Raw genomic sequence first — 20,556 nt, 5'->3', positions numbered from 1 at the left:
GGGAGCAGAAGAACATGGTAAAATACCGAAATAGGAATCTAACAGGAAGAAATATGCAGATTTGGAGTTAATGAAATGAAAATCATTATATCACCGGCAAAGAAGATGAATAGGAAAGAAGAGGAGATTGACAGGCTTACCAGACCTGTATTTTACGAAGAGGCCTGCTGTTTAAGAGAAAAGATGAAGGCTATGGATTTTGGCTCTCTGAAGACTCTCTGGAACTGTAATGATAAAATCACAGAGGAGAACCTGGAACGTCTGAGGCTTTATGAGATGGATAAGAATCTGACAGGGGCAGTGATCGCCTATGAAGGAATCCAGTATCAGTATATGGCGCCTCAGGTGTTTACAGAGCGTCAATGGGAGTATATAAAAGGACATCTGCGGATTCTGTCCGGACTCTATGGACTTCTGGGACCCCAGGACGGGGTAATCCCCTATCGGCTGGAAATGCAGGCAAAGCTGCAGATAGGAGAACACAAAGACCTGTATAGCTTTTGGGGAGACAGATTGTATCGGGAGCTGACAAGAGAGGACCGGACAATCCTGAATCTGGCATCTAAGGAGTACAGCAAAGCCATAGAAAAATATCTGGAGAAAGATGTTCGGTATATCACCTGCATTTTCGGGGAATATATTCAGGGAAAGATCAAAGTAAAAGCCACGAAAGCAAAAATGGCCAGAGGAGAAATGGTCCGCTGGCTTTCAGAAAATCAGATTGAAGAGCCGGAAGAAATTAAAAATTTCCATAGCTTAAACTATGCATTTCGGGAAGAATATTCCTCTGAGAGAGAGTTTGTCTTCCTGGAAAAGGAGGAAGTTCAATGAAAAAGGAAACAGAAGTAAGAGAAATCATAGAATACTATGCCGGTCAGAAAGAGGCAAAATCCCAGGAAAACCTTACAGCTATGCTTCGGGAAATCCAGGAGAAAGAAGGATGGATCCCTGCAGAGGCTTGCAGCATAGCAGCAGAAAAGATAGGAATCAAAGAAAGTATGCTGGCCTGTATCATAAAACTGTACCCCAGTTTAAAATCTGCACCCTATGTCCATGAGATTCTTTTGTGCACAGGGGAACGATGCCAAAGAAAAGACAGTCTGGAGCTTCTGGCAGCTGTAAAAGAAAAGCTGCAGACAGATAAAGAGGGATTGTCTAAAGATAAAAGGATTCTTCTGACCACTCGGAATTGTCTGAAAAAGTGCAGCACTTCTCCTAATATTTACGTGGATAAAGTCCATTATCCCAATATGACAAAAGACAAACTATTGAAACTGATCGATAAATTGAGACAGGAGTAGGAAGATGAATTATCAAGGAATATTATTTGACCTGGATGGAACCCTGACAGCCTCAGGAGAGGGGATTACGAAATCTGTACAATATGCCCTGGAGAAAATGGGAAAGCCGGAGCTTGGAGAAGATCTGAAGAAACTGGAAGTTTTTGTTGGCCCGCCTCTTCTGGAACAGTTTATGGTGTATGCCGGGTTTTGTGAGGAGGAGGCAAAAGAAGCCGTTCGGTATTACCGGGAACGGTATAATGTCACAGGAATTTTTGAAAATAAGCCATATCCCGGAATAGAGGAATTGCTGGGAGCTCTGAAAAAGCAGGGACTTATTCTGGCGGTGGCCTCTTCTAAGCCGGATCCAATGGTAAAGATCGTTTTAGAGAATTTTCATCTGGATACATATTTTGACGTTATCAGAGGCAGCGATATCAGCCGGCCCAAAATGACAAAGGCAGAGGTAATCCTTCAGGTATTGGGGGAAATGGGATATGGGGATAAAAGAGATCAGGTCATTATGGTAGGTGACCGGCATTACGATGTTCTTGGCGCAAAAGAGACTGGACTTTCCTGCATTGGAGTGACTTATGGGTACGGGACCCGGGAAGAGCTTTTAGAGGCAGGAGCTATACAGACAGCGGACAGTGCCTGGGAACTGGAGAAAATCCTGCTGCATCGTCCGGCAGGCGACCAGAAAAATCCCGAAGAATGAGCCATCGGGGGATCTGACTGAAAAATCAATGGAAAAAGGCTGGTGTAATTTGCAGACAGAAAAATCTGTGGAAATTACACCAGCCTTAGCTGTTCTAATAAAAAATGTTTTTTCGGAATGGACCTAAAAAGACTCTGTTTCGGAAGTTTTCTTCAAAGCCGGGGAAACCTGTGCCAGAATGATCGCTCCGAACATCAGTAAACAGCCTGCAATTTCCCTGGGAGTAAGAGCCTGTCCAAGGAGGATCCAGCCAGCCAGTACAGAAACTACAGATTCCAGGCTGAGGATCAGAGAAGCGATGGTAGGGTCGGTGCCTTTTTGACCGATGATCTGCAGGGTGTAGGCAATTCCGCTGGAAAATACACCGCCGTAAACAATGGGCAGCCAGGCAGCCAGGATTTCTGAGAGAGCCGGCTTCTCAAAAAGAAACATCAGCACAGAGGAAAGGAGAGCACTTACAAAAAACTGTATGCAGGACAGTTTCACTCCGCTGACCCTGTCTGTAAAATGGTCGATCACCAGTATGTGCAGGGCAAAACAAAGAGAGCAGAGCAGGACCAGCAGATCTCCCTGTCCCAGAGAAAAACTGCCCTGCATACACAGCAGATACAGCCCTGTAAGGGCAATGGCTACACTGATCCATATCTGAAAAGAAACCTGTTTTTTAAGGAATATTCCCAATATGGGTACTAAAATAATATATAAAGCGGTAATAAACCCGGCTTTTGCTACAGTAGTATACTGAATCCCGACCTGTTGGAGAGTGGTAGAAAGAAACAGCATAAAGCCGCAGAGTACACCGCCTATGAGCACATCTTGGGGCCGGTCCACAGTATGTCCGTGGGTTCGGTCCGCCTTTTTTCTCTCTCCGAAAAGAAATACACAGGGAACCAGTACAATACCGCCCAGTAAAGAACGGACGGCATTAAAAGTATAGGGACCGATGTAGTCCATGGCCACGCTCTGGGCTACAAAGGCGACTCCCCATATAAGAGCTGTTAAAAACAGCAGGATAAAATTTTTAGAATGTTTCGCTGACATAATATAAGTCTCCAAAATGGTGTAATAAATTTTTCAGGGCTGTCACATTAAATATTCACGATTTTTGTTTAATGGGGCAGCCCTGAGATTGTAATCTTACTTCAGCATTTTGTGATATTCCTGGAGAGATTTTAAAGGTGAAGCCTCTTTATTCAGCACTGCGTGGATTCCTTTGGCGCTGGCCAGAGCCGCAGACATAGTAGTGATATATGGAATTCGTTTATTAATCGCAGTTTTCCGCAGATAAGAGTCATCATATTTACTCTGTTTGCCAGCAGGTGTATTGACGATCAGATCGATCTGTCCGTTCACCATGGCATCATAGATATTGGGACGGCCCTCCTGGAGTTTCTTCAATGCTTTGCATGGAACGCCGTTTTCATTGAAGTAACCGGCGCATCCTTCTGTAGAAACAATTTCAAATCCCAGCTCATGAAGCTGTCTGGCTACGGTAAGAGCGTCGGGACGGTCTTTTTTGTTTACGCTGACAAGAGCAGTTCCGCCCAGAGGAAGCTTGGCATTTGCAGCTTCTTCCGCCTTGTAATAGGCCATTCCGAAGGATTCTCCCAGACCCAGAACTTCTCCTGTGGAACGCATTTCCGGCCCAAGAAGAGGGTCTACCTCCGGGAACATATTAAATGGGAAGACGGCTTCCTTAACTCCATAGTAAGGATGCTCTTTTTCTTCGTATTTTGTCACATCAGGACGAGTGCCGGTAAGTTCGTAGGTCATTAATTTTGTTGCAATATTTGCCATATTGATATTGCAGACTTTGGATACCAGAGGAACTGTACGAGAGGCTCTTGGGTTGGCTTCCAGAACATAGACTTTGCCTTCACAGATAGCATACTGCATGTTCATCAGTCCCACAACGCCCATTTCGCAGGCAATGGCAGTGGTATATTTCCGGATCAGGTCTTTGTGTTCTTCAGAAATCTCTACGGAAGGAATTACACAGGCAGAGTCTCCGGAGTGGATGCCGGCCTGCTCAATGTGCTGCATAACTGTAGGAACAAAAGCGTGTGCACCGTCAGAGATGGCGTCGGTTTCACATTCCAGAGCATTCTGAAGGAATTTATCCATAAGGATGGGACGTTCCGGTGTTACATTAATAGCAGCGGCCATGTAGTCTTTCAGCATATCGTCGTCATAGACTACCTCCATACCTCTTCCTCCAAGGACATAGGAAGGACGCACCATCATAGGATAACCGATGCGGTGGGCGATCTCCAAAGCTTCCTCTACATTTACTGCCATTCCGGATTCCGGCATAGGAATCTCCAGTTTCTGCATCATAGCATTGAACTGGTCTCTGTCCTCAGCCATGTCGATAACTGCCGGAGAGGTTCCCAGAATATGCGCTCCTCGTTTTTCCAGCTCTGCTGCAATATTCAGAGGCGTCTGTCCGCCGAACTGAACGATAATGCCCAGAGGTTTTTCTTTGTTATAGATAGACATAACATCTTCTACAGTAAGAGGCTCAAAGTAGAGTTTATCTGAAGTATCATAGTCTGTAGATACGGTTTCCGGATTACAGTTTACCATGATGGTCTCAAAGCCCAGCTCACGGAGCGTAAAGGCTGCGTGAACACAGCAGTAGTCGAACTCGATACCCTGGCCGATACGGTTTGGACCGCCGCCCAGAACCATAACCTTGCGTCCATTGGAAACCGTGGCTTTGTCTTCTCCGATATAGGTAGAATAATAGTAGGAAGCAGGATCCTTTACAGCGCTTACAGGAACTGCATCCCAGCGCTGGGAAAGTCCCAGAGATTCTCTCCGTTTAAACAGTTCCCATTCTTCTGTGTGAAGGAGCTGAGCCAGATATTTGTCGGAGAATCCGTCTTTCTTTGCCCGGATCAGCAGCTGGTCAGGCAGTTCTTTATCCTGGTATTTCAGAATTTCTTCTTCCAGGTCTACCAGCTCTTTCATCTGCTCCAGGAACCACATTTTGATATGAGTCATATCGTGGAGTTTTTCAAGAGAAGCCCCTTTCCGGATGGCTTCGTACAGAAGAAACTGGCGTTCGCTGGTAGGCTCTGCCAGTCTCCGGTACAGCTCATCCAGGGAAAGGCTGTTAAAATCTGAGGCAAAGCCTAATCCGTAGCGGCCTTTTTCCAGAGAGCGGATGGCTTTCTGAAGAGCCTCTTTGTAGTTTTTACCGATGGACATTACTTCGCCTACGGCTTTCATCTGTGTGCCGAGCTTATCCTGGGAACCTTTAAATTTCTCAAAGGCCCAGCGGGCAAACTTGATAACCACGTAATCCCCTGATGGTTTGTATTTGTCCAGAGTTCCCTCTTTCCAGTAAGGAATCTCATCAAGTGTCAGACCGGCAGCCAGAAGGGCAGATACATAGGCGATAGGGAAGCCTGTAGCCTTGCTGGCAAGGGCAGAGGAGCGGGAAGTTCTGGGATTGATCTCAATGATAATGATACGTCCGCTCTTGGGGTCGTGGGCAAACTGTACGTTGGTACCGCCGATAACGCCGATGGATTCTACAATAGCATGAGCCTGCTTTTCCAGCTCATCCTGGACTTCCTGGGAGATCGTCAGCATAGGAGCGGCACAGAAAGAGTCTCCTGTATGAACACCCATAGGGTCAATGTTTTCAATAAAGCAGACAGAAATCTTCTGCCCCTTTGCGTCACGGACAACCTCTACTTCCAGCTCTTCCCAGCCGATAACAGATTCTTCGATGAGAATCTGGTTTACCATAGAAGCAGCGATACCTCTGGCAGCTACTTTACGCAGCTCTTCTTCGTTGTAGACGATTCCGCCTCCGGTTCCACCCATAGTATAGGCAGGACGGATTACACAGGGATAGCCAAGCTGGCCGGCAATCTTCACGGCTTCTTCTACAGAATAAGCAGGAGCGCTCCGGGCCATTTCAATGCCCAGTTTATTCATGGTATTCTTAAATTCGATACGGTCTTCCCCCCGGCTGATGGCATCGACCTGAACACCGATGACTTCTACGTTATATTTGTCCAGTACGCCGGCATGATATAATTCTTCACAGAGATTCAGGCCGGATTGCCCGCCCAGATTTGGAAGAAGGGCATCAGGCCGTTCTTTTGCGATGATCTCTGTCAGGCGGTCTACATTCAGAGGCTCGATATAAGTTACATCTGCAGTAGAGGGATCGGTCATAATGGTGGCCGGATTGGAATTGACCAGCACAATTTCATAGCCAAGGCTCTTTAAGGCTTTGCAGGCCTGGGTGCCAGAATAGTCGAATTCGCAGGCCTGTCCGATAATGATTGGGCCGGAACCGATGATCAAGACTTTGTGGATATCATTTCTCTTTGGCATAAAATCCTCCTAATATATAAAATTTTTGTAAAACCTATTCACAATGCAAGTATATCACAGTGACAGAAGGAGAAGCAATAAAAGAAGAAATAAAAATCAACCAGAAAGGTTTTCCTTTACAATGACAGAACTTTTTGATATACTGGCCTAAACGTTAATAATTTTCCGATAAATTTTAGAAATTGTTGGAAAAATCATACCAAGGAGGACAGATATGATTGAGGTAAAGAATCTTACCAAGTACTATAAAGAAAGCCATCAGGCAGCGGTGAAAGACGCTTCCCTTACTGCAATGCCCGGTGAAATTACTATACTTCTGGGACCTAATGGTGCTGGAAAGTCTACAACGATCAAGAGTATTGTAAATCTTCTGAGCTATAAAGGGGAAATTCTCATCTGCGGCTGCCCAAACAACAGCCTGGAAGCAAAACAACAATTTGGCTATATTCCGGAGGTTCCGGTACTCTATGACCTTCTTACTGTAGATGAGAGTATTGAATTTATTGGAAAGGCATATCGCCTGGAGAACTATAAAGAGACGGGAGAAAAATATCTGGAGCAGTTTCAGCTGACAGAACAGAGAAATAAACTTGCAAAAGAGCTGAGTAAAGGTATGAAGCAGAAACTGAGCATGATCCTGGCCCTGCTGACGGAGCCTAAGGCGCTCCTGGTAGACGAGCCTATGGTAGGACTTGACCCTGCCAGTATCGAAGAAGTGCTGCAGCTTCTGGTAGAGCTGAAAAATCAGGGCACCTCTATATTGATCAGCACCCATATCATTGATGTGGTCAATGATATCTGGGACTGCGCCTATATTATGAATCACGGGGAGATCATCCGCCGGATCCACAGAGGCGAGGAAGGCAGCGAAACACTGAAACAGATTTTCTTTGAAGCTACAGCGGAGGAAGAATAAATGAGGTCATTGCTATTTCTATCTTTTTTAAAAATGAAGGGAGCAGTCCGGAATCAATTCCGAACCCCGGCTTCTGCACTGATCACGATTTTATTGATCCTTCTTTACGGCGGCCTGGTGATCATGGCTTTTGCTGCATCTTCAGACAATCCAATGGCAAAGGGAACTCTGGACACAAATTCAGCCCTTCTTATAGGCATCGGCATGACTGCTCTTTTTGCTTTTACGGTTATGCTGAACAAAAGAAAGGCTCTGGTATTTGACACAGATGCGTACTACCTTTTCGCTGGTCCCTATACCAGAAAACAGGTGAACGGCTATATCATGCTCCAGTCTCTCAGACAGGGAGTGCTCTACAGCCTTTTAGGATGCTACATGATCGCCATGTTTTCCATGACGGGATATTTTACCATACCCTATTTTCTGGTATGTTTTGTAGTTTTGACCCTGATGCTTTTCTTCTTTCTTCTCCTCACAGATTACATTTATATGTGGGGACTGGTGGACGCAAAATATAAAAAATGGAATTATCTGCCTTTGGCTGTGGCCGTGGTCTGTACGGCACTGGTATTTTTCTGGTCTGTGTATCAGTCAAACTACGATTTGAAAAACGGATTTTTTATATTTGCAGCCAGCCGGGAATTTTATCTGGTTCCTTTCTTTGGATGGGCGAAGTGGGCCATAGATGGCTATCTCCACAGTCAGTATCTTTTTACCCTTGGAGGAACCGGACTTCTTCTTGCCTGCTGTCTGATCATTGTGGTATTCTTTTTAAGATTTAACAAAGACATTACAGAGCAGGCAGTAGCAGATGCAGAGGAGGCCAGTGCCTTCTTGAGAAGAGCCAAAGAAAACGGCGGAAGGGCAAGGATTGAGGATGGAAAAGTAAAAAGGGTGAAAGGAGAATTTGCACCCGGAGCGAAAGCCATTCTTTCCAAAAACATGCTGATCATGCGAAAAACAGGCAATTTTCTGAGAAAGCAGGACGCAGCAGTTATTGTGATGTATTTCGTGATCAGTCTGATCGTTCTTCCAGATAACGTTTTTTATATGTTCTGCTATATGATGATCATCTGGCTGTTTACCCTGATCCAGGACTCTGATCTTCTCCGGGATTTGAACAACTATCAGATTTACCTGATTCCGGACAGTCCCTTAAAGAAACTGGTCTATGCCATGATCCCGGCCTATCTGAAAATCGGCATTATCATGAGCGTTTCTGTAATTTTTGCAGGGATCTTTACCAGAATGGCGCCTTTGGATATTTTTCAGTATCTGATCATGCTTCTGGGCTACAGTCTGATCTTTGTGGCGGGAACAGTGCTGTCTGTAAGGATTTTAAGGAGCCGGGCCAATGTGATGCTGGAATCCTTCCTGCGTATGCTGATCATCCTTGTGGCGGCAGTGCCTTCCCTGATCCTTGGAATGCTGATCATTCTACTGACAGGCATGTACCGGGAGCCTGCTCTGATGATGGCTGTCTTTACCGTGATCAGCCTGGTTATGAATATTTTGGTATCTTTGGTGATCATAATTGCATGCCAGGGCATGATGAACGGAAGAGAAGTATAAAAGAAAAGAGGAAAAAGAGATGTTAAATTCCAAAGAAGAGATCCGCATAGAGCAGGCTGTGGTACATATTATGGACCCTGGGCTTGGAATGCCGGTGCTGTCTGATACGCTTCTGGACCTTGGCTCTGATCTGGCAGATTTCCTGAAAGCCCATATTTACAAGATCGATACCAGCGACGATGTGAAAAACTGCAGTTTTTTGGAAGACTCCCAGATTTTTCCCCTGGTGGAAGAGTGGGAACAGGAGAAATTCCTGGAGACTTCCCAAAAGATCGCAGGCCAGCTTTATCCTATTATGAATCAGAATATCGATATTCCCGGAGCAGACTTGCTGGTGGCAGAGTACAGCGTAGAAAAGCACAGATATCTGGCTCTTTTGAAAATGAATTATAAAACTTCCTATACCCATCTGACCAATTCAGACCCCTGGGGAAACAATAACGATATCATCCAGCAAAAGGCCATTCTCCCAGGAGAGACTCAGAAGCTTACAGAGGCGGCTCTTATTGACCTGGATTCTCCCCAGTATCTGCGGGTGGCGGAGAAAAAATATGAGGTAAATGGGGTAAAGACCAATTATTTTTCCAAAATGTTCCTGAAATGTTCCGCCTCTCTTTCCTCTAAGTCCAAGTTATCTATTGTAAGCAAGGCTGTGGCGGATGTACAGAAAAAATACTTTAGTGAGTCAGAGCAGTTTGAAGTACAGATGGAGACAAAAAGCATTCTGAATCGGGAATTTGCAGAGCAGGGAGGCTTCCAGGTTCCGGAGGTGGTAGATAAGATTTTCAAAGACCATCCGGATATGAAGGAAGAAGTCCATGAAAAGCTGGAAAAATATCATTTGAATGAAGCTGCGGTAGAACCCCAGAATCCGGCCACTACCAAGAAATATATGACTCAGCGTCTTCTGACAGACACTGGCATTGAACTGAAGATTCCTATGGAAGAATATAATAATAAGGACAGGATTGAATTTATAACCAATGCAGATGGGACCATTTCTCTTCTGATAAAAAATATCGGAAGTATTGAAAGCAGATAAAGAGACGTGTTATAATGGGATTCGTCTAAAATTACAAGAAGAGGTAAAGAAAAATGGAAAGAGAAAGATTTTCTTCCCGCATTGGTTTTATCCTGATTTCCGCAGGATGTGCCATTGGTCTGGGAAATGTCTGGCGTTTCCCTTACATTACAGGTAAGTATGGCGGCGCGGCTTTTGTGCTGATCTACCTGTTTTTCCTGATTGTAATGGGCCTTCCTATCATGGTCATGGAATTCTCAGTAGGACGTGCCAGTCAGAAAAGTATTGCCCTGTCTTTTAATGTTCTGGAAAAGAAGGGAACAAAGTGGCATCTCTACCGTTACGTGGGGATCGCAGGAAATTATCTGCTGATGATGTTCTATACGACTATCGGCGGATGGATGCTGGTTTATTTCTTTAAGATGCTGAAGGGAGACTTTGTAGGGCTGGATGCAGAGGGAGTCAGCCAGACTTTCACGAATCTTACTACAGACCTGCCGACTATGCTGATCTGGATGCTGATCATCGTGGCGCTGGGATTTCTTGTGTGCTCTATGGGCCTTCAGAGCGGTGTGGAGAGGATTAATAAGTCTATGATGGTGGTCCTTTTTCTCCTGATGGTGGTGCTGGCTGTGAATTCCAGTCTTCTGCCTGGAGCTTCTGAAGGACTGAAGTTCTATCTTCTTCCTGACTTTGGAAAGTTGACAGATTACCCCATATCAGAGGTTATATTTGCAGCTATGGGCCAGGCCTTTTTTACATTGAGCTGCGGTATCGGCGCCCTGGCTATTTTCGGAAGTTATATTGGCAAGGAGAGAAAGCTTACAGGAGAAGCCATAAATATCCTGATACTGGATACTTGTGTTGCTCTGATCGCAGGACTGATTATTTTCCCTGCATGCTCTGCCTATGGGATTGATCCGGGAGAGGGACCGGGCCTGGTTTTTGTCACCCTTCCAAATGTATTTAATCATATGACAGGGGGCAGGATCTGGGGCTCCATGTTCTTCCTGTTTATGACATTTGCGGCGCTGACTACGATTATTGCCGTATTTCAGAATATTATTTCCTGTGCCACAGATCTCTGGGGCTGGAGTCTTAAGAAAGCTACGATCATCAATGGAATTGCCATTGCAGTGCTTTCTCTGCCCTGCATCTTTGGCTTTACTATCTGGAGCGACTTTACCATATTGGGCAAGAATATCCTGGATTTCGAAGATTTTCTGGTAAGCAATAATATCCTGCCTTTAGGCTCACTGGTTTATCTGCTGTTCTGCGTTACCAAATGTGGATGGGGATGGGATAACTTTATCAAAGAGGCCAATACAGGAAAGGGCATCAGTTTTCCAAAAAAACTGAAGGTTTATTTTAAATTTATCCTGCCTATCATTATCCTGTATATCTTCTTCCAGGGATACTGGAGTCTCTTCCAGACTCTGTGACAGGGTAAGGAAAATCTAAGGATTATCTTACATAAGAAAAGCGGAGACTGTCTTATAAAACTTTACTTTGGTTTTATGAGGCAGCCTCTTTTTTTACAGAACATTTGAATTTCAGAAAATTTTCTTGAAATTATATACTTTTCCCGGTATACTAAAGAAAAGCGTCAGAAATTGCATTTGTGTGTGATGCAGCAGGACACTAAAGTAAGATAAAGGAGCTTGAAAAATGAAGAGAATATTGCTGAAATTAAGCGGAGAAGCTCTGGCAGGACCGAAAAAAACGGGCTTTGACGAGGATACAGTGATGGAAGTGGCAAAGCAGGTGAAGGTCCTGGTGGACGAAGGTATCCAGGTAGGGATCGTCATCGGAGGCGGAAATTTCTGGAGAGGACGGACCAGTGAGAATATTGACCGTACCAAGGCAGATCAGATCGGAATGCTTGCTACAGTCATGAATTGTATCTACGTTTCAGAAATCTTTCGTGCCGCAGGTATGAAGACCAGTGTGCTTACACCTTTTGAATGTGGTTCTTTTACAAAGCTTTTTTCAAAAGACAGGGCAAATAAATATTTTGAGCGGAATATGGTGGTGTTCATGGCCGGAGGAACCGGACATCCCTATTTCTCCACAGATACGGCAACTGTTCTTCGGGCTATTGAGATAGAGGCGGATACAATTTTCCTGGCAAAAGCTGTGGACGGCGTATATGACAGCGATCCGAAGCTGAATCCTGAGGCAAAGAAATATGATGAGATCAGTATTCAGGAAGTCATTGACAAGAAGCTGGCGGTTATGGATATGACGGCATCCATTATGTGTATGGAAAATAAAATGCCTATGCTGGTGTTTGGCCTTAACGAGGAAAACAGCATTGTAAATACTGCCCATGGCAGCTTCACCGGTACAAAGGTGCTGGTATAATCATTAATTCCCAAAAGTAAAAGAAGACAGAAACAGGAGGAAATAATTATGGCAACTGATGAGAGAATTCAAAAATATGAACATAAAATGCAGAAAACCTTGGACGGTCTGGTAAAAGAGTATTCTACTATCCGGGCAGGAAGAGCAAATCCGCATATTTTAGATAAAATCACCGTAGACTATTATGGAAGTCCTACACCTCTTCAGCAGGTGGCGAATATTATGGTGCCGGAGGCCAGAATGATCCAGATCCAGCCATGGGAATCTTCTCTGATAAAGGAGATCCAGAAAGCAATCCTGGCTTCTGATCTTGGCTTAAATCCGAACAATGACGGAAAGGTGATCCGCCTGGTTCTGCCGGAGCTTACAGAGGAGCGCAGAAAAGAGCTGGTAAAAGACGTAAAGAAAAAAGGAGAAGCCGCAAAGGTAGCTGTACGCAATGTCCGCAGGGACGCTAACGATTCGTTCAAAAAGCTGGCCAAACAGGATGTGTCTGAGGATGAGATCAAAGAACTGGAAGATAAGATCCAGAAATCCACAGACAAATATGTAAAAGAAATTGATAAAGCAGTGGAAGAAAAATCTAAAGAAATCATGACTGTATAAAAAACAGTAGAAGGGGCACATACAAAGAACAGGTATTGTGCCTCTTTTATGCGTAGGAGGAAAAAATTATGGTAGTTCCCAGACATGTAGCGATCATTCTGGACGGAAATGGGCGGTGGGCAAAAGCAAAGGGAATGCCCAGGACCTATGGCCATGTCAAAGGATGCGATAACCTGGAAAAGGTTTGTACGATGGCCAAAGAATTAGGAATCAAATATCTTACGGTGTATGCATTTTCTACAGAGAACTGGAAACGATCCAGGGAAGAAGTAGATGGCCTGATGAAACTGTTCCGGAATTATATGAAGAAATGTATTAAAATTTCCAGGGACAATAAAATGCGGGTCCGGGTCATCGGTGATCCGAGAGCCTTTGATCAGGATCTTCAGGATAAGATCCGGGAGCTGGAGGAATATTCCAGTCAGTTTGATGAGCTGCATTTTCAGATTGCCCTGAATTATGGGAGCAGAGACGAGATTACAAGAGCCGTCCGGCATATGGCAGAGGACGTAAAGAAAGGAAATCTGGATCCGGAGTCTATTACAGAGGATACGGTTTCAGATTATCTGGATACCAGAGGCCTGCCGGATCCAGATCTTCTCATCCGTACCAGCGGAGAAGAGAGATTGTCTAACTTTCTTATGTGGCAGCTTGCCTATACGGAATTTTATTTTACAGATGTTCCATGGCCGGATTTTAACAAAGAAGAATTTGTGAAAGCCATAGAGAAATACAATAAGAGAGACCGCAGATTTGGCGGTGTAAAGGAGGACTGACATGTTCTGGACAAGGCTTTTTAGCGGTATTATCCTGGTGATCATAGCTGCCGCTTCTATAGCGGCAGGGGATGTGGTGCTTTTTACTGTACTGCTGGCGGTTTCCATCATCGGGATGAGTGAACTTTACCGGGTTATGGGAGTTCATCAAAAGGGATTCGGCCCTCTGGAAATCGCAGGATATGTGGGAGCCGTAGGATATTATCTTACTCTGTTATGGCGTCAGGGAGAAGAGGTTTCTCTTGTAATCCTGCTTTTTGCCCTGGTGCTGATCATGTGTGTCTATGTGTTTACTTATCCCAAGTACCAGGCAGAGCAGATCATGGCTGCTATGTTTGGAATTATATATGTGGCAGTAATGCTGTCCTACATCTACAAGACCAGAAACCTGGAAGGAGGCGTATGGCTGGTAGTTCTGATTTTTTTAAGCTCCTGGGGCAGCGATACCTGTGCCTATTGCGTGGGAAGACTCATAGGCAGACACAAGATGGCTCCTGTGTTAAGTCCTAAAAAATCTGTAGAAGGGGCTGTGGGAGGCGTGGCAGGCGCTGCCCTCTTAGGGGCAGTGTATGCTTTGATCATTGCCGGTGTAAATCCAGCCCAGGGACATACGCCTTGGATGTATGCCCTAATCTGTGCTATAGGGGCGCTGATCTCTATGGTAGGGGATTTGGCTGCTTCTGCTATTAAACGAAACAAAGATATTAAAGATTACGGAACACTGATCCCCGGTCACGGCGGAATCCTGGATCGGTTTGACAGTGTGATTTTTACCGCGCCATTTATTTATTTTCTGGCAAAGGTACTGATTTAAAGGGGATAAAATTATGACAAAGATCGCAGTATTGGGTTCTACTGGCTCTATTGGAACCCAGACTCTGGATATTGTAAGTAAAAATGAAGATCTGCAGGTGGCAGGACTTGCCGCAGGAAAGAATATTGAACTTCTGGAGCAGCAGATCAGGACCTTTAAACCCAGGCTGGCTGCAGTAGGAGATCCGGCTCTTGCAAAGGAGCTGGCAGTCCAGGTAAAAGATACGGACTGCAGGGTAGTCGGCGGTATGGAAGGACTGATCGAACTGGCAGTTATGGAAGAGACCGACATTTTGGTGACAGCTATTGTGGGAATGATTGGCATCCGTCCGACTATAGAAGCAATCTGTGCCAGGAAGGATATTGCTCTGGCAAACAAGGAGACATTGGTTACTGCAGGACATATCATCATGCCTCTGGCAGAGAAAAAAGGGGTAAAAATTTATCCTGTGGACAGTGAACACAGTGCCATTTACCAGTGCCTTCATGGAGAAAAATCAGAGAGTATCCAGAAGCTTCTGATCACAGCCTCAGGAGGACCTTTCCGGGGAAAGAAACGGGCTGAGCTGGAAAATGTCCGGGTGGAAGATGCTCTGAAACATCCTAACTGGGCTATGGGACATAAGATTACCATTGATTCCGCAACTCTGGTAAATAAAGGTCTGGAGGTGATGGAGGCAAAGTGGCTCTTTGGCGTGGATCTGGATCAGATTCAGGTGGTGGTCCAGCCTCAGAGTGTGATCCATTCCATGGTAGAATTTACAGATGGCAGCGTTATGGCCCAGCTTGGCACGCCGGATATGCGTCTGCCGATTCAGTATGCTCTGTACCGGGGAGAGAGAAGATTCCTGGACGATGAGAGGCTGGACTTTACAAAATTGGGCTCCATTACTTTTGAAGCTCCTGACACAGAGACCTTTAAAGGACTGCCTCTTGCCATAAAAGCTTCAAAAGAAGGGGGTTCTATGCCCACTGTGTTTAATGCAGCCAACGAAAAAGCTGTGGCACTGTTTCTTGAACGAAAAATCGCTTTTCTGGATATTTACAGGATTATTGAGGAAGCTATGGAGAGACATAAAGTGGTTGCGGATCCGGGGATAGAAGAAATCCTGAATATTGAGCAGGAAATTTACAGGTGGATCGAAGGCAGGTGGTAAATTGAGGATTCTTATTGCGATTTTAGTATTTTCTGTAATTGTGATTTTCCATGAGCTGGGACATTTTCTACTGGCTAAGAGAAACGGTATTACAGTTACAGAATTTTCTCTGGGTATGGGGCCAAGACTCCTTTCTACGGTAAAGGGGGAGACCCGATACTCTCTGAAGCTCTTTCCTATTGGAGGCTCCTGCATGATGGTAGGAGAGGATGACGATGACAACAGCCAGGGGTCTTTTAACCGGGCCTCTGTCTGGGCAAGGATTTCCGTGGTGGCTGCAGGGCCGATCTTCAACTTTATTCTGGCCTTTATCTTTGCCATGATCATTACCAGCGTCATTGGCTATGATCCATCCAGGGTCCTTCAGGTAGAGGAAGGCTCTCCGGCCCAGGAGGCAGGGCTTCAGGAAGGAGATGTGATCACAAAATTTCAGGGGAAACACATTTCCATCGGAAGAGATCTGGAATTATATTTGACCCTTCACGGACTTCAAGATGAAAATATTACCCTTACCTATGAGCGGGATGGGGAAGAACATGAGATTTCCTATACTGCAGACAGTCAGACCAGCTACCTGCTGGGATTTTATTATATGCCGGAAGGGGAGCCGGAGATTACCCAGGTAATGGTGGACGGCTCCATGATGGATGCCGGTGTTCAGGCAGGAGATATTGTCCGGGAGATTAATGGAGTAGAAATCAAAATCAGCCAGGATCTGCAGGATTATATCAGTGAGAATCCTCTGGATGGTTCGGAGATTACCCTTGGCATTGAGCGAAACGGAGAAATCCGCCAGATATCCGTGACGCCCAGGATGACGAAACAGGTGGACACCGGGTTTGTCTATAATTTATACCGGGAAAAAACCAATTTCCTGGGAGTGATCAAATACAGTGCTGTAGAAGTGCGGTACTGGATCACCAGCACCGTTGAAAGCCTTGCAATGCTGATAAAAGGCCAGTTCACTGTCAACGATCTGTCAGGCCCTGTGGGAATCATTGATGTGATCGGAGACTCTTATGAGGAGGCTAAGTCAGAGGGAACTGTAATGGTGTGGATGCAGATGCTCTACTGGGCAATCCTCCTCTCAGCCAATTTAGGTGTGATGAACCTTCTGCCTATTCCGGCACTGGACGGAGGAAGACTTGTTTTTCTCATCATCGAAGCCATACGGAAGAAACGGATCAATCCCAATGTGGAAGGAATGGTGCATTTCGCAGGCTTTGTCCTCTTGATGCTTTTGATGGTTTTCGTTATGTTCAACGATATTCGCAGAATCTAAAAATTTTGTAAAATTTTCACAGAAATTTATTGTGAAATCTGTAGGAAATGTGAATTGACGAATCAAAGAATGACCCTTTATAATGTCCCTATAATAAAAGAGCGGATATTATAGGATAGTGTGTAACTGAAAAGGCATGAACTATCTGTTTTTGAGTATACAAAATACTCAGACAGAAAAGTTTATGCCTTCTTTTTTTACCCATTCTTTCCAGTATTAGTATCCGGAATGAAAGGAGAATGAAATGAAGGACAAGATTTTTGGCGTATTGCAGAGAGTGGGCAGGAGTTTTATGCTTCCTATCGCCATTTTGCCAGTGGCTGGGCTTTTGCTGGGAATCGGAAGCTCTCTGACTAACGCAACCACCATTGAAACCTATGGACTGGAAGGGATTTTAGGGGATGGAACCCTTCTGAATGCCTTGCTGACTATTATGAGCCAGGCAGGAAATGTAATTTTTGACAATCTACCCCTGATTTTTGCAGTAGGTGTTGCCATTGGAATGGCAAAAAAAGAAAAAGAAGTAGCGGCCCTGGCCTCTATGATTTCTTTTTTTGTCATGCATACTACCATTTCCGCTGTGCTTCAGGTACAGGGGCAGATTCTGGAAGACGGTTCTATTGCATCTTCTGTACTGCCTGGAACCATTGCAGAGGTCTGCGGTATTCCTACTTTGCAGATGGGTGTTTTCGGAGGCATTATCGTAGGCCTGGGAGTGGCGGCTCTCCATAACCGCTTTTACAAGATCCAGCTGCCCAATGCCCTTTCCTTTTTTGGTGGTTCCAGATTTGTGCCCATTATTTCTACGGTAGTTTATCTCTTTGTGGGTATTGCTATGTATTTTGTATGGCCGGTGGTGCAGAATGGGATCTACGCCCTGGGAGGACTGGTTACAGGAACCGGCTATCTGGGAACGCTGATCTTCGGTATTATTAAGAGAGCTTTGATTCCATTTGGACTCCATCACGTATTTTATCTTCCTTTCTGGCAGACAGCCGTGGGAGGAACTATGGAAGTGGCAGGACAGCTGGTACAGGGAGGACAGAATATTTTCTTTGCTCAGCTGGCAGATCCAAGTACTGTACATTTTAGTGCAGATGCTACCAGATACTTCTCCGGAGAGTTTATTTTCATGATCTTCGGTCTTCCGGGAGCGGCACTTGCCATGTACCGCTGTGCGAAACCAGAGAAGAAAAAACAGGCGGGAGGTCTTCTTCTCTCTGCGGCTCTGACCTGTATGCTTACAGGAATCACTGAGCCTCTGGAGTTTTCTTTCCTTTTTGTGGCGCCGATCCTCTTTGTAGTCCAGGTAATATTGGCCGGTGCAGCTTATATGATCGCACACATTTTAAATATTGCCGTGGGACTTACCTTTTCCGGCGGCTTTATCGATCTGTTTATCTTCGGAATCCTCCAGGGAAATGAGAAGACCGACTGGATGCGGATCATACCGGTGGGAATTATTTACTTTATTTTGTACTTTGTGATTTTCTCTTTCCTGATCAAAAAACTGGATCTGAAGACTCCGGGAAGAGAGGATACAGAGGAGACAAAATTATACACAAAAGCAGACTATAAGGCCAGACAGGAGGGAGGCAGCCAGAGTTCCGGACAGGCTCTGAGCCTGGAAGATGAAAAGAGTATGCTGATCACCAGAGGGTTAGGCGGCAAGAAAAATATTTCCGATGTGGATTGCTGCGCTACAAGACTGAGGTGTACAGTTGTTGATCCGGAGAAAGTAAATGAGTCCATTTTGAAGCAGACAGGACCATCCGGCATTATTAAAAAAGGCCAGGGAATCCAGATCATCTATGGACCCTCTGTGTCTGTGATCAAGTCCAATCTGGAAGAATATTTGGCAGGAGCCCCTGAGGAAGAAGCATTTTATGAAGAGGCAGCTTCCACAGAGCCAGTATCACAACCTGTGGAAAAGGAAGAAGGTCAAGAGAAAGAGTTCCCTAAGAAATCAGGAGCTGTAAGGAAGCTCTGTTCACCTTTTAATGGGAGAGCTGCATCTATTACAGAGACTCCCGATGAAGCTTTCGCAGAAAAAATGATGGGAGACGGCTATGTGGTATTTCCAAGTGAAGGCGTGGTCTATGCTCCGGAAGATTGTGAGATAAGCTTTGTCTTTCCGTCTAAACATGCACTAGGCCTGCGAACCGAAGATGGTCTGGAATATCTGCTCCATATCGGTGTGGATACAGTAAAATTAGAAGGAAAAGGTTTTGAAGTCTTTGTTCAGGAAAATGACAAAGTGAAAAAAGGTGACAAACTCATGGAGTTTGATATAGAATATATAAAAGAGCATGCAAAATCCGAAGCCTGCATAGGAGTCTTCACCAGCCTGGAAGAGGGACAGGAGATTGTGATGAAGGCAGAGGGAGAAATAAGAGCTTTGGATGAAATCGCAGAGATCACAGGTTTTTAAGCTTAAGCTGCCGTAGCCTGGTTCTGGATATAGAGTATGGAAAAGAAAGGGAGCTGCATGGAATGTTTCGGATCATAAAAGTACTGAATAATAACAGCATTCTCGTACTGAGCAATGAGACAAAAAGAGAATATATACTTATGGGCAGCGGCATTGGCTTCGGAAAAATGCCCGGCCAGCAGATAGAATCTGTTAAGGGAGCAAAAGTCTATTCTCTGGTGACCAGAAAGAAAAAACAGTCTGCCTTGAAAGCGGTGAACGCTATTGAGCCGGTATTTCTGGAGATTTCCGGACAGATTATTGACCTGGCGGAAGAAGAGTTTTCTCAGGTGAACCGGGATATTCTTCTGGCTATGGCAGACCATATTGCCCTGGCAGCTAAACGTGCCAGGGAAAACATGCAGTTTCCCAATCCTTTTACCAAAGATATCCAAATGCTTTTCTCCAAAGAATTCCAGGTAGCACTGAAGGGACGGGAGATTATTCAGTCAAAAGCAGGGGTGACAATCTCTGAGGATGAAGTGGGACTGATTGCCCTTCACATCCATGCAGGGCTGTCAGACGAAATGGTTTCGGAAACTCTGGAGACTACCAGGATCATAGATAAATGTATTTCGATTATTGAGGAGCATTTTCACATGGATGTTCCAAAAGATTCTCTGGCCTATGCGCGTATGATGAGCCATCTGTATTATATGGCTGCCAGAGCCAGAAAAAATGAGCCTTTGAAGATTGATATGAACGATTATATCTACGAGAAATATCCCCGCACGGGAAAGGCTGCGGAGCTGGTATGTGCCTATATGGGAAAAGAGATGAAGAAAGAAATCCAGAAAGAGGAGATTGGATTTCTGGCGATACATATACAGAGGATTCTGGGAGAATAAAGATTAAGATGGAAGATAAGCAAAAAGATATGGCCTTAGTGCTGTATCTTTTTGTGTTTTGAAAGTTGTCAGAGAATAAAAACAAGCAGATAACGGGAATCGAACCCGCCTCTTCAGCTTGGGAAGCTGACGTTCTACCAATGAACTATATCTGCATATTTTTAGTATAGCACTTTTTTTAGAAATTTCAAGAATTATTTTGATAACGGTGAATATTCATTTTAATACGAATAAAACCCTTCCATCATATCCCAAAAACCCGTTTTCCGTCGTAGTACTAGGAAATTTCCGGCGTTTCTTTTTTTCTCTTTTTTCGTTTCTTCTTCCGTCCCTCGATTTTTCCTTTATTTACAACAAATTTTTAATGCCCTTTCGGG

The 20,556-nt window shown here is 44.8% G+C and carries 17 protein-coding genes and 1 tRNA gene; 15 read left to right on the top strand and 3 right to left on the bottom strand.

Annotated features, from left to right (window positions below; translation table 11 throughout):
* Window positions 1-75 precede the first annotated feature (75 nt).
* Genes yaaA through B5G33_RS10165 form a run of 3 tightly spaced genes read left to right on the top strand, consistent with a single transcriptional unit; the run spans window position 76 to window position 1,998 of the window.
* Window positions 76-831 (top strand): peroxide stress protein YaaA, encoded by a 756-nt coding sequence (yaaA, locus tag B5G33_RS10175; protein WP_087417570.1) that lies wholly within the window; start codon window positions 76-78, stop codon window positions 829-831.
* Window positions 828-1,301, top strand: a complete 474-nt coding sequence (locus tag B5G33_RS10170) for an NADH-quinone oxidoreductase subunit NuoE family protein (protein ID WP_087417569.1) — start codon at window positions 828-830, stop codon at window positions 1,299-1,301. Before yaaA ends, B5G33_RS10170 begins: the two co-directional genes overlap by 4 nt.
* Window positions 1,302-1,305: 4 nt before the next feature.
* Complete coding sequence (locus B5G33_RS10165) at window positions 1,306-1,998, top strand: HAD-IA family hydrolase (RefSeq protein ID WP_087417568.1); 693 nt, start codon at window positions 1,306-1,308, stop codon at window positions 1,996-1,998.
* 123 nt (window positions 1,999-2,121) lie between these two features.
* Here the strand turns inward: B5G33_RS10165 and B5G33_RS10160 are convergent, their stop codons facing one another.
* Window positions 2,122-3,039: a DMT family transporter gene (locus B5G33_RS10160; protein WP_087417567.1), complete on the bottom strand. Its 918-nt coding sequence runs from the start codon at window positions 3,037-3,039 to the stop codon at window positions 2,122-2,124.
* Between the two features lie 96 nt (window positions 3,040-3,135).
* Window positions 3,136-6,354: a carbamoyl-phosphate synthase large subunit gene (carB, locus tag B5G33_RS10155; RefSeq protein WP_087417566.1), complete on the bottom strand. Its 3,219-nt coding sequence runs from the start codon at window positions 6,352-6,354 to the stop codon at window positions 3,136-3,138.
* A 214-nt stretch (window positions 6,355-6,568) separates the two neighbouring features.
* Here carB and B5G33_RS10150 point away from each other — a divergent pair, with 214 nt between their 5' ends.
* From B5G33_RS10150 to B5G33_RS10095, 12 genes are all read left to right on the top strand, one after another.
* Window positions 6,569-7,270, top strand: a complete 702-nt coding sequence (locus B5G33_RS10150; RefSeq protein ID WP_087417565.1) for an ABC transporter ATP-binding protein — start codon at window positions 6,569-6,571, stop codon at window positions 7,268-7,270.
* The gene (locus B5G33_RS10145; protein ID WP_087417564.1) at window positions 7,271-8,842 is read left to right on the top strand and encodes a putative ABC exporter domain-containing protein; all 1,572 of its coding nucleotides are present in this window, start codon (window positions 7,271-7,273) and stop codon (window positions 8,840-8,842) included. It begins immediately after the preceding gene.
* Window positions 8,843-8,861: 19 nt separating this feature from the next.
* Window positions 8,862-9,884: a nucleoid-associated protein gene (locus B5G33_RS10140; RefSeq protein ID WP_087417563.1), complete on the top strand. Its 1,023-nt coding sequence runs from the start codon at window positions 8,862-8,864 to the stop codon at window positions 9,882-9,884.
* 53 nt (window positions 9,885-9,937) lie between these two features.
* On the top strand, window positions 9,938-11,305 hold the full coding sequence (locus B5G33_RS10135; protein ID WP_087417562.1) for a sodium-dependent transporter: 1,368 nt from the start codon (window positions 9,938-9,940) through the stop codon (window positions 11,303-11,305).
* Between the two features lie 226 nt (window positions 11,306-11,531).
* Window positions 11,532-12,227 (top strand): UMP kinase, encoded by a 696-nt coding sequence (gene pyrH / locus B5G33_RS10130; RefSeq protein ID WP_087268133.1) that lies wholly within the window; start codon window positions 11,532-11,534, stop codon window positions 12,225-12,227.
* 48 nt (window positions 12,228-12,275) lie between these two features.
* Window positions 12,276-12,833, top strand: a complete 558-nt coding sequence (gene frr / locus B5G33_RS10125) for a ribosome recycling factor (protein WP_087417561.1) — start codon at window positions 12,276-12,278, stop codon at window positions 12,831-12,833.
* 68 nt (window positions 12,834-12,901) lie between these two features.
* Window positions 12,902-13,609: an isoprenyl transferase gene (locus B5G33_RS10120; protein WP_087417560.1), complete on the top strand. Its 708-nt coding sequence runs from the start codon at window positions 12,902-12,904 to the stop codon at window positions 13,607-13,609.
* A gap of 1 nt (window position 13,610) precedes the next feature.
* Window positions 13,611-14,423, top strand: coding sequence for a phosphatidate cytidylyltransferase (locus B5G33_RS10115; protein WP_087417559.1), 813 nt, complete (start codon window positions 13,611-13,613; stop codon window positions 14,421-14,423).
* Window positions 14,424-14,436: 13 nt separating this feature from the next.
* Window positions 14,437-15,579, top strand: a complete 1,143-nt coding sequence (locus B5G33_RS10110; protein WP_087417558.1) for a 1-deoxy-D-xylulose-5-phosphate reductoisomerase — start codon at window positions 14,437-14,439, stop codon at window positions 15,577-15,579.
* A gap of 1 nt (window position 15,580) precedes the next feature.
* Window positions 15,581-16,861 carry an RIP metalloprotease RseP gene (rseP, locus tag B5G33_RS10105; RefSeq protein ID WP_087417557.1) on the top strand — a complete coding sequence of 427 codons (1,281 nt, stop codon included), beginning with the start codon at window positions 15,581-15,583 and terminating at the stop codon, window positions 16,859-16,861.
* Between the two features lie 244 nt (window positions 16,862-17,105).
* Entirely contained in the window at window positions 17,106-19,292 is a 2,187-nt protein-coding gene (locus B5G33_RS10100) for a PTS transporter subunit IIABC (protein WP_087268113.1), read from the top strand.
* A gap of 62 nt (window positions 19,293-19,354) precedes the next feature.
* On the top strand, window positions 19,355-20,179 hold the full coding sequence (locus B5G33_RS10095) for a PRD domain-containing protein (RefSeq protein ID WP_087268112.1): 825 nt from the start codon (window positions 19,355-19,357) through the stop codon (window positions 20,177-20,179).
* 84 nt (window positions 20,180-20,263) lie between these two features.
* Here the strand turns inward: B5G33_RS10095 and B5G33_RS10090 are convergent.
* Window positions 20,264-20,334, bottom strand: a tRNA-Gly gene (locus B5G33_RS10090).
* Window positions 20,335-20,556 lie beyond the last annotated feature (222 nt).

The sequence above is a fragment of the Blautia sp. An81 genome (assembly GCF_002161285.1).
In the GTDB taxonomy this organism is placed as follows: domain Bacteria; phylum Bacillota; class Clostridia; order Lachnospirales; family Lachnospiraceae; genus Blautia; species Blautia ornithocaccae.
Note: the sequence above shows the minus strand (reverse complement) of the source record. Positions and strands in the feature narration are given on the sequence as shown.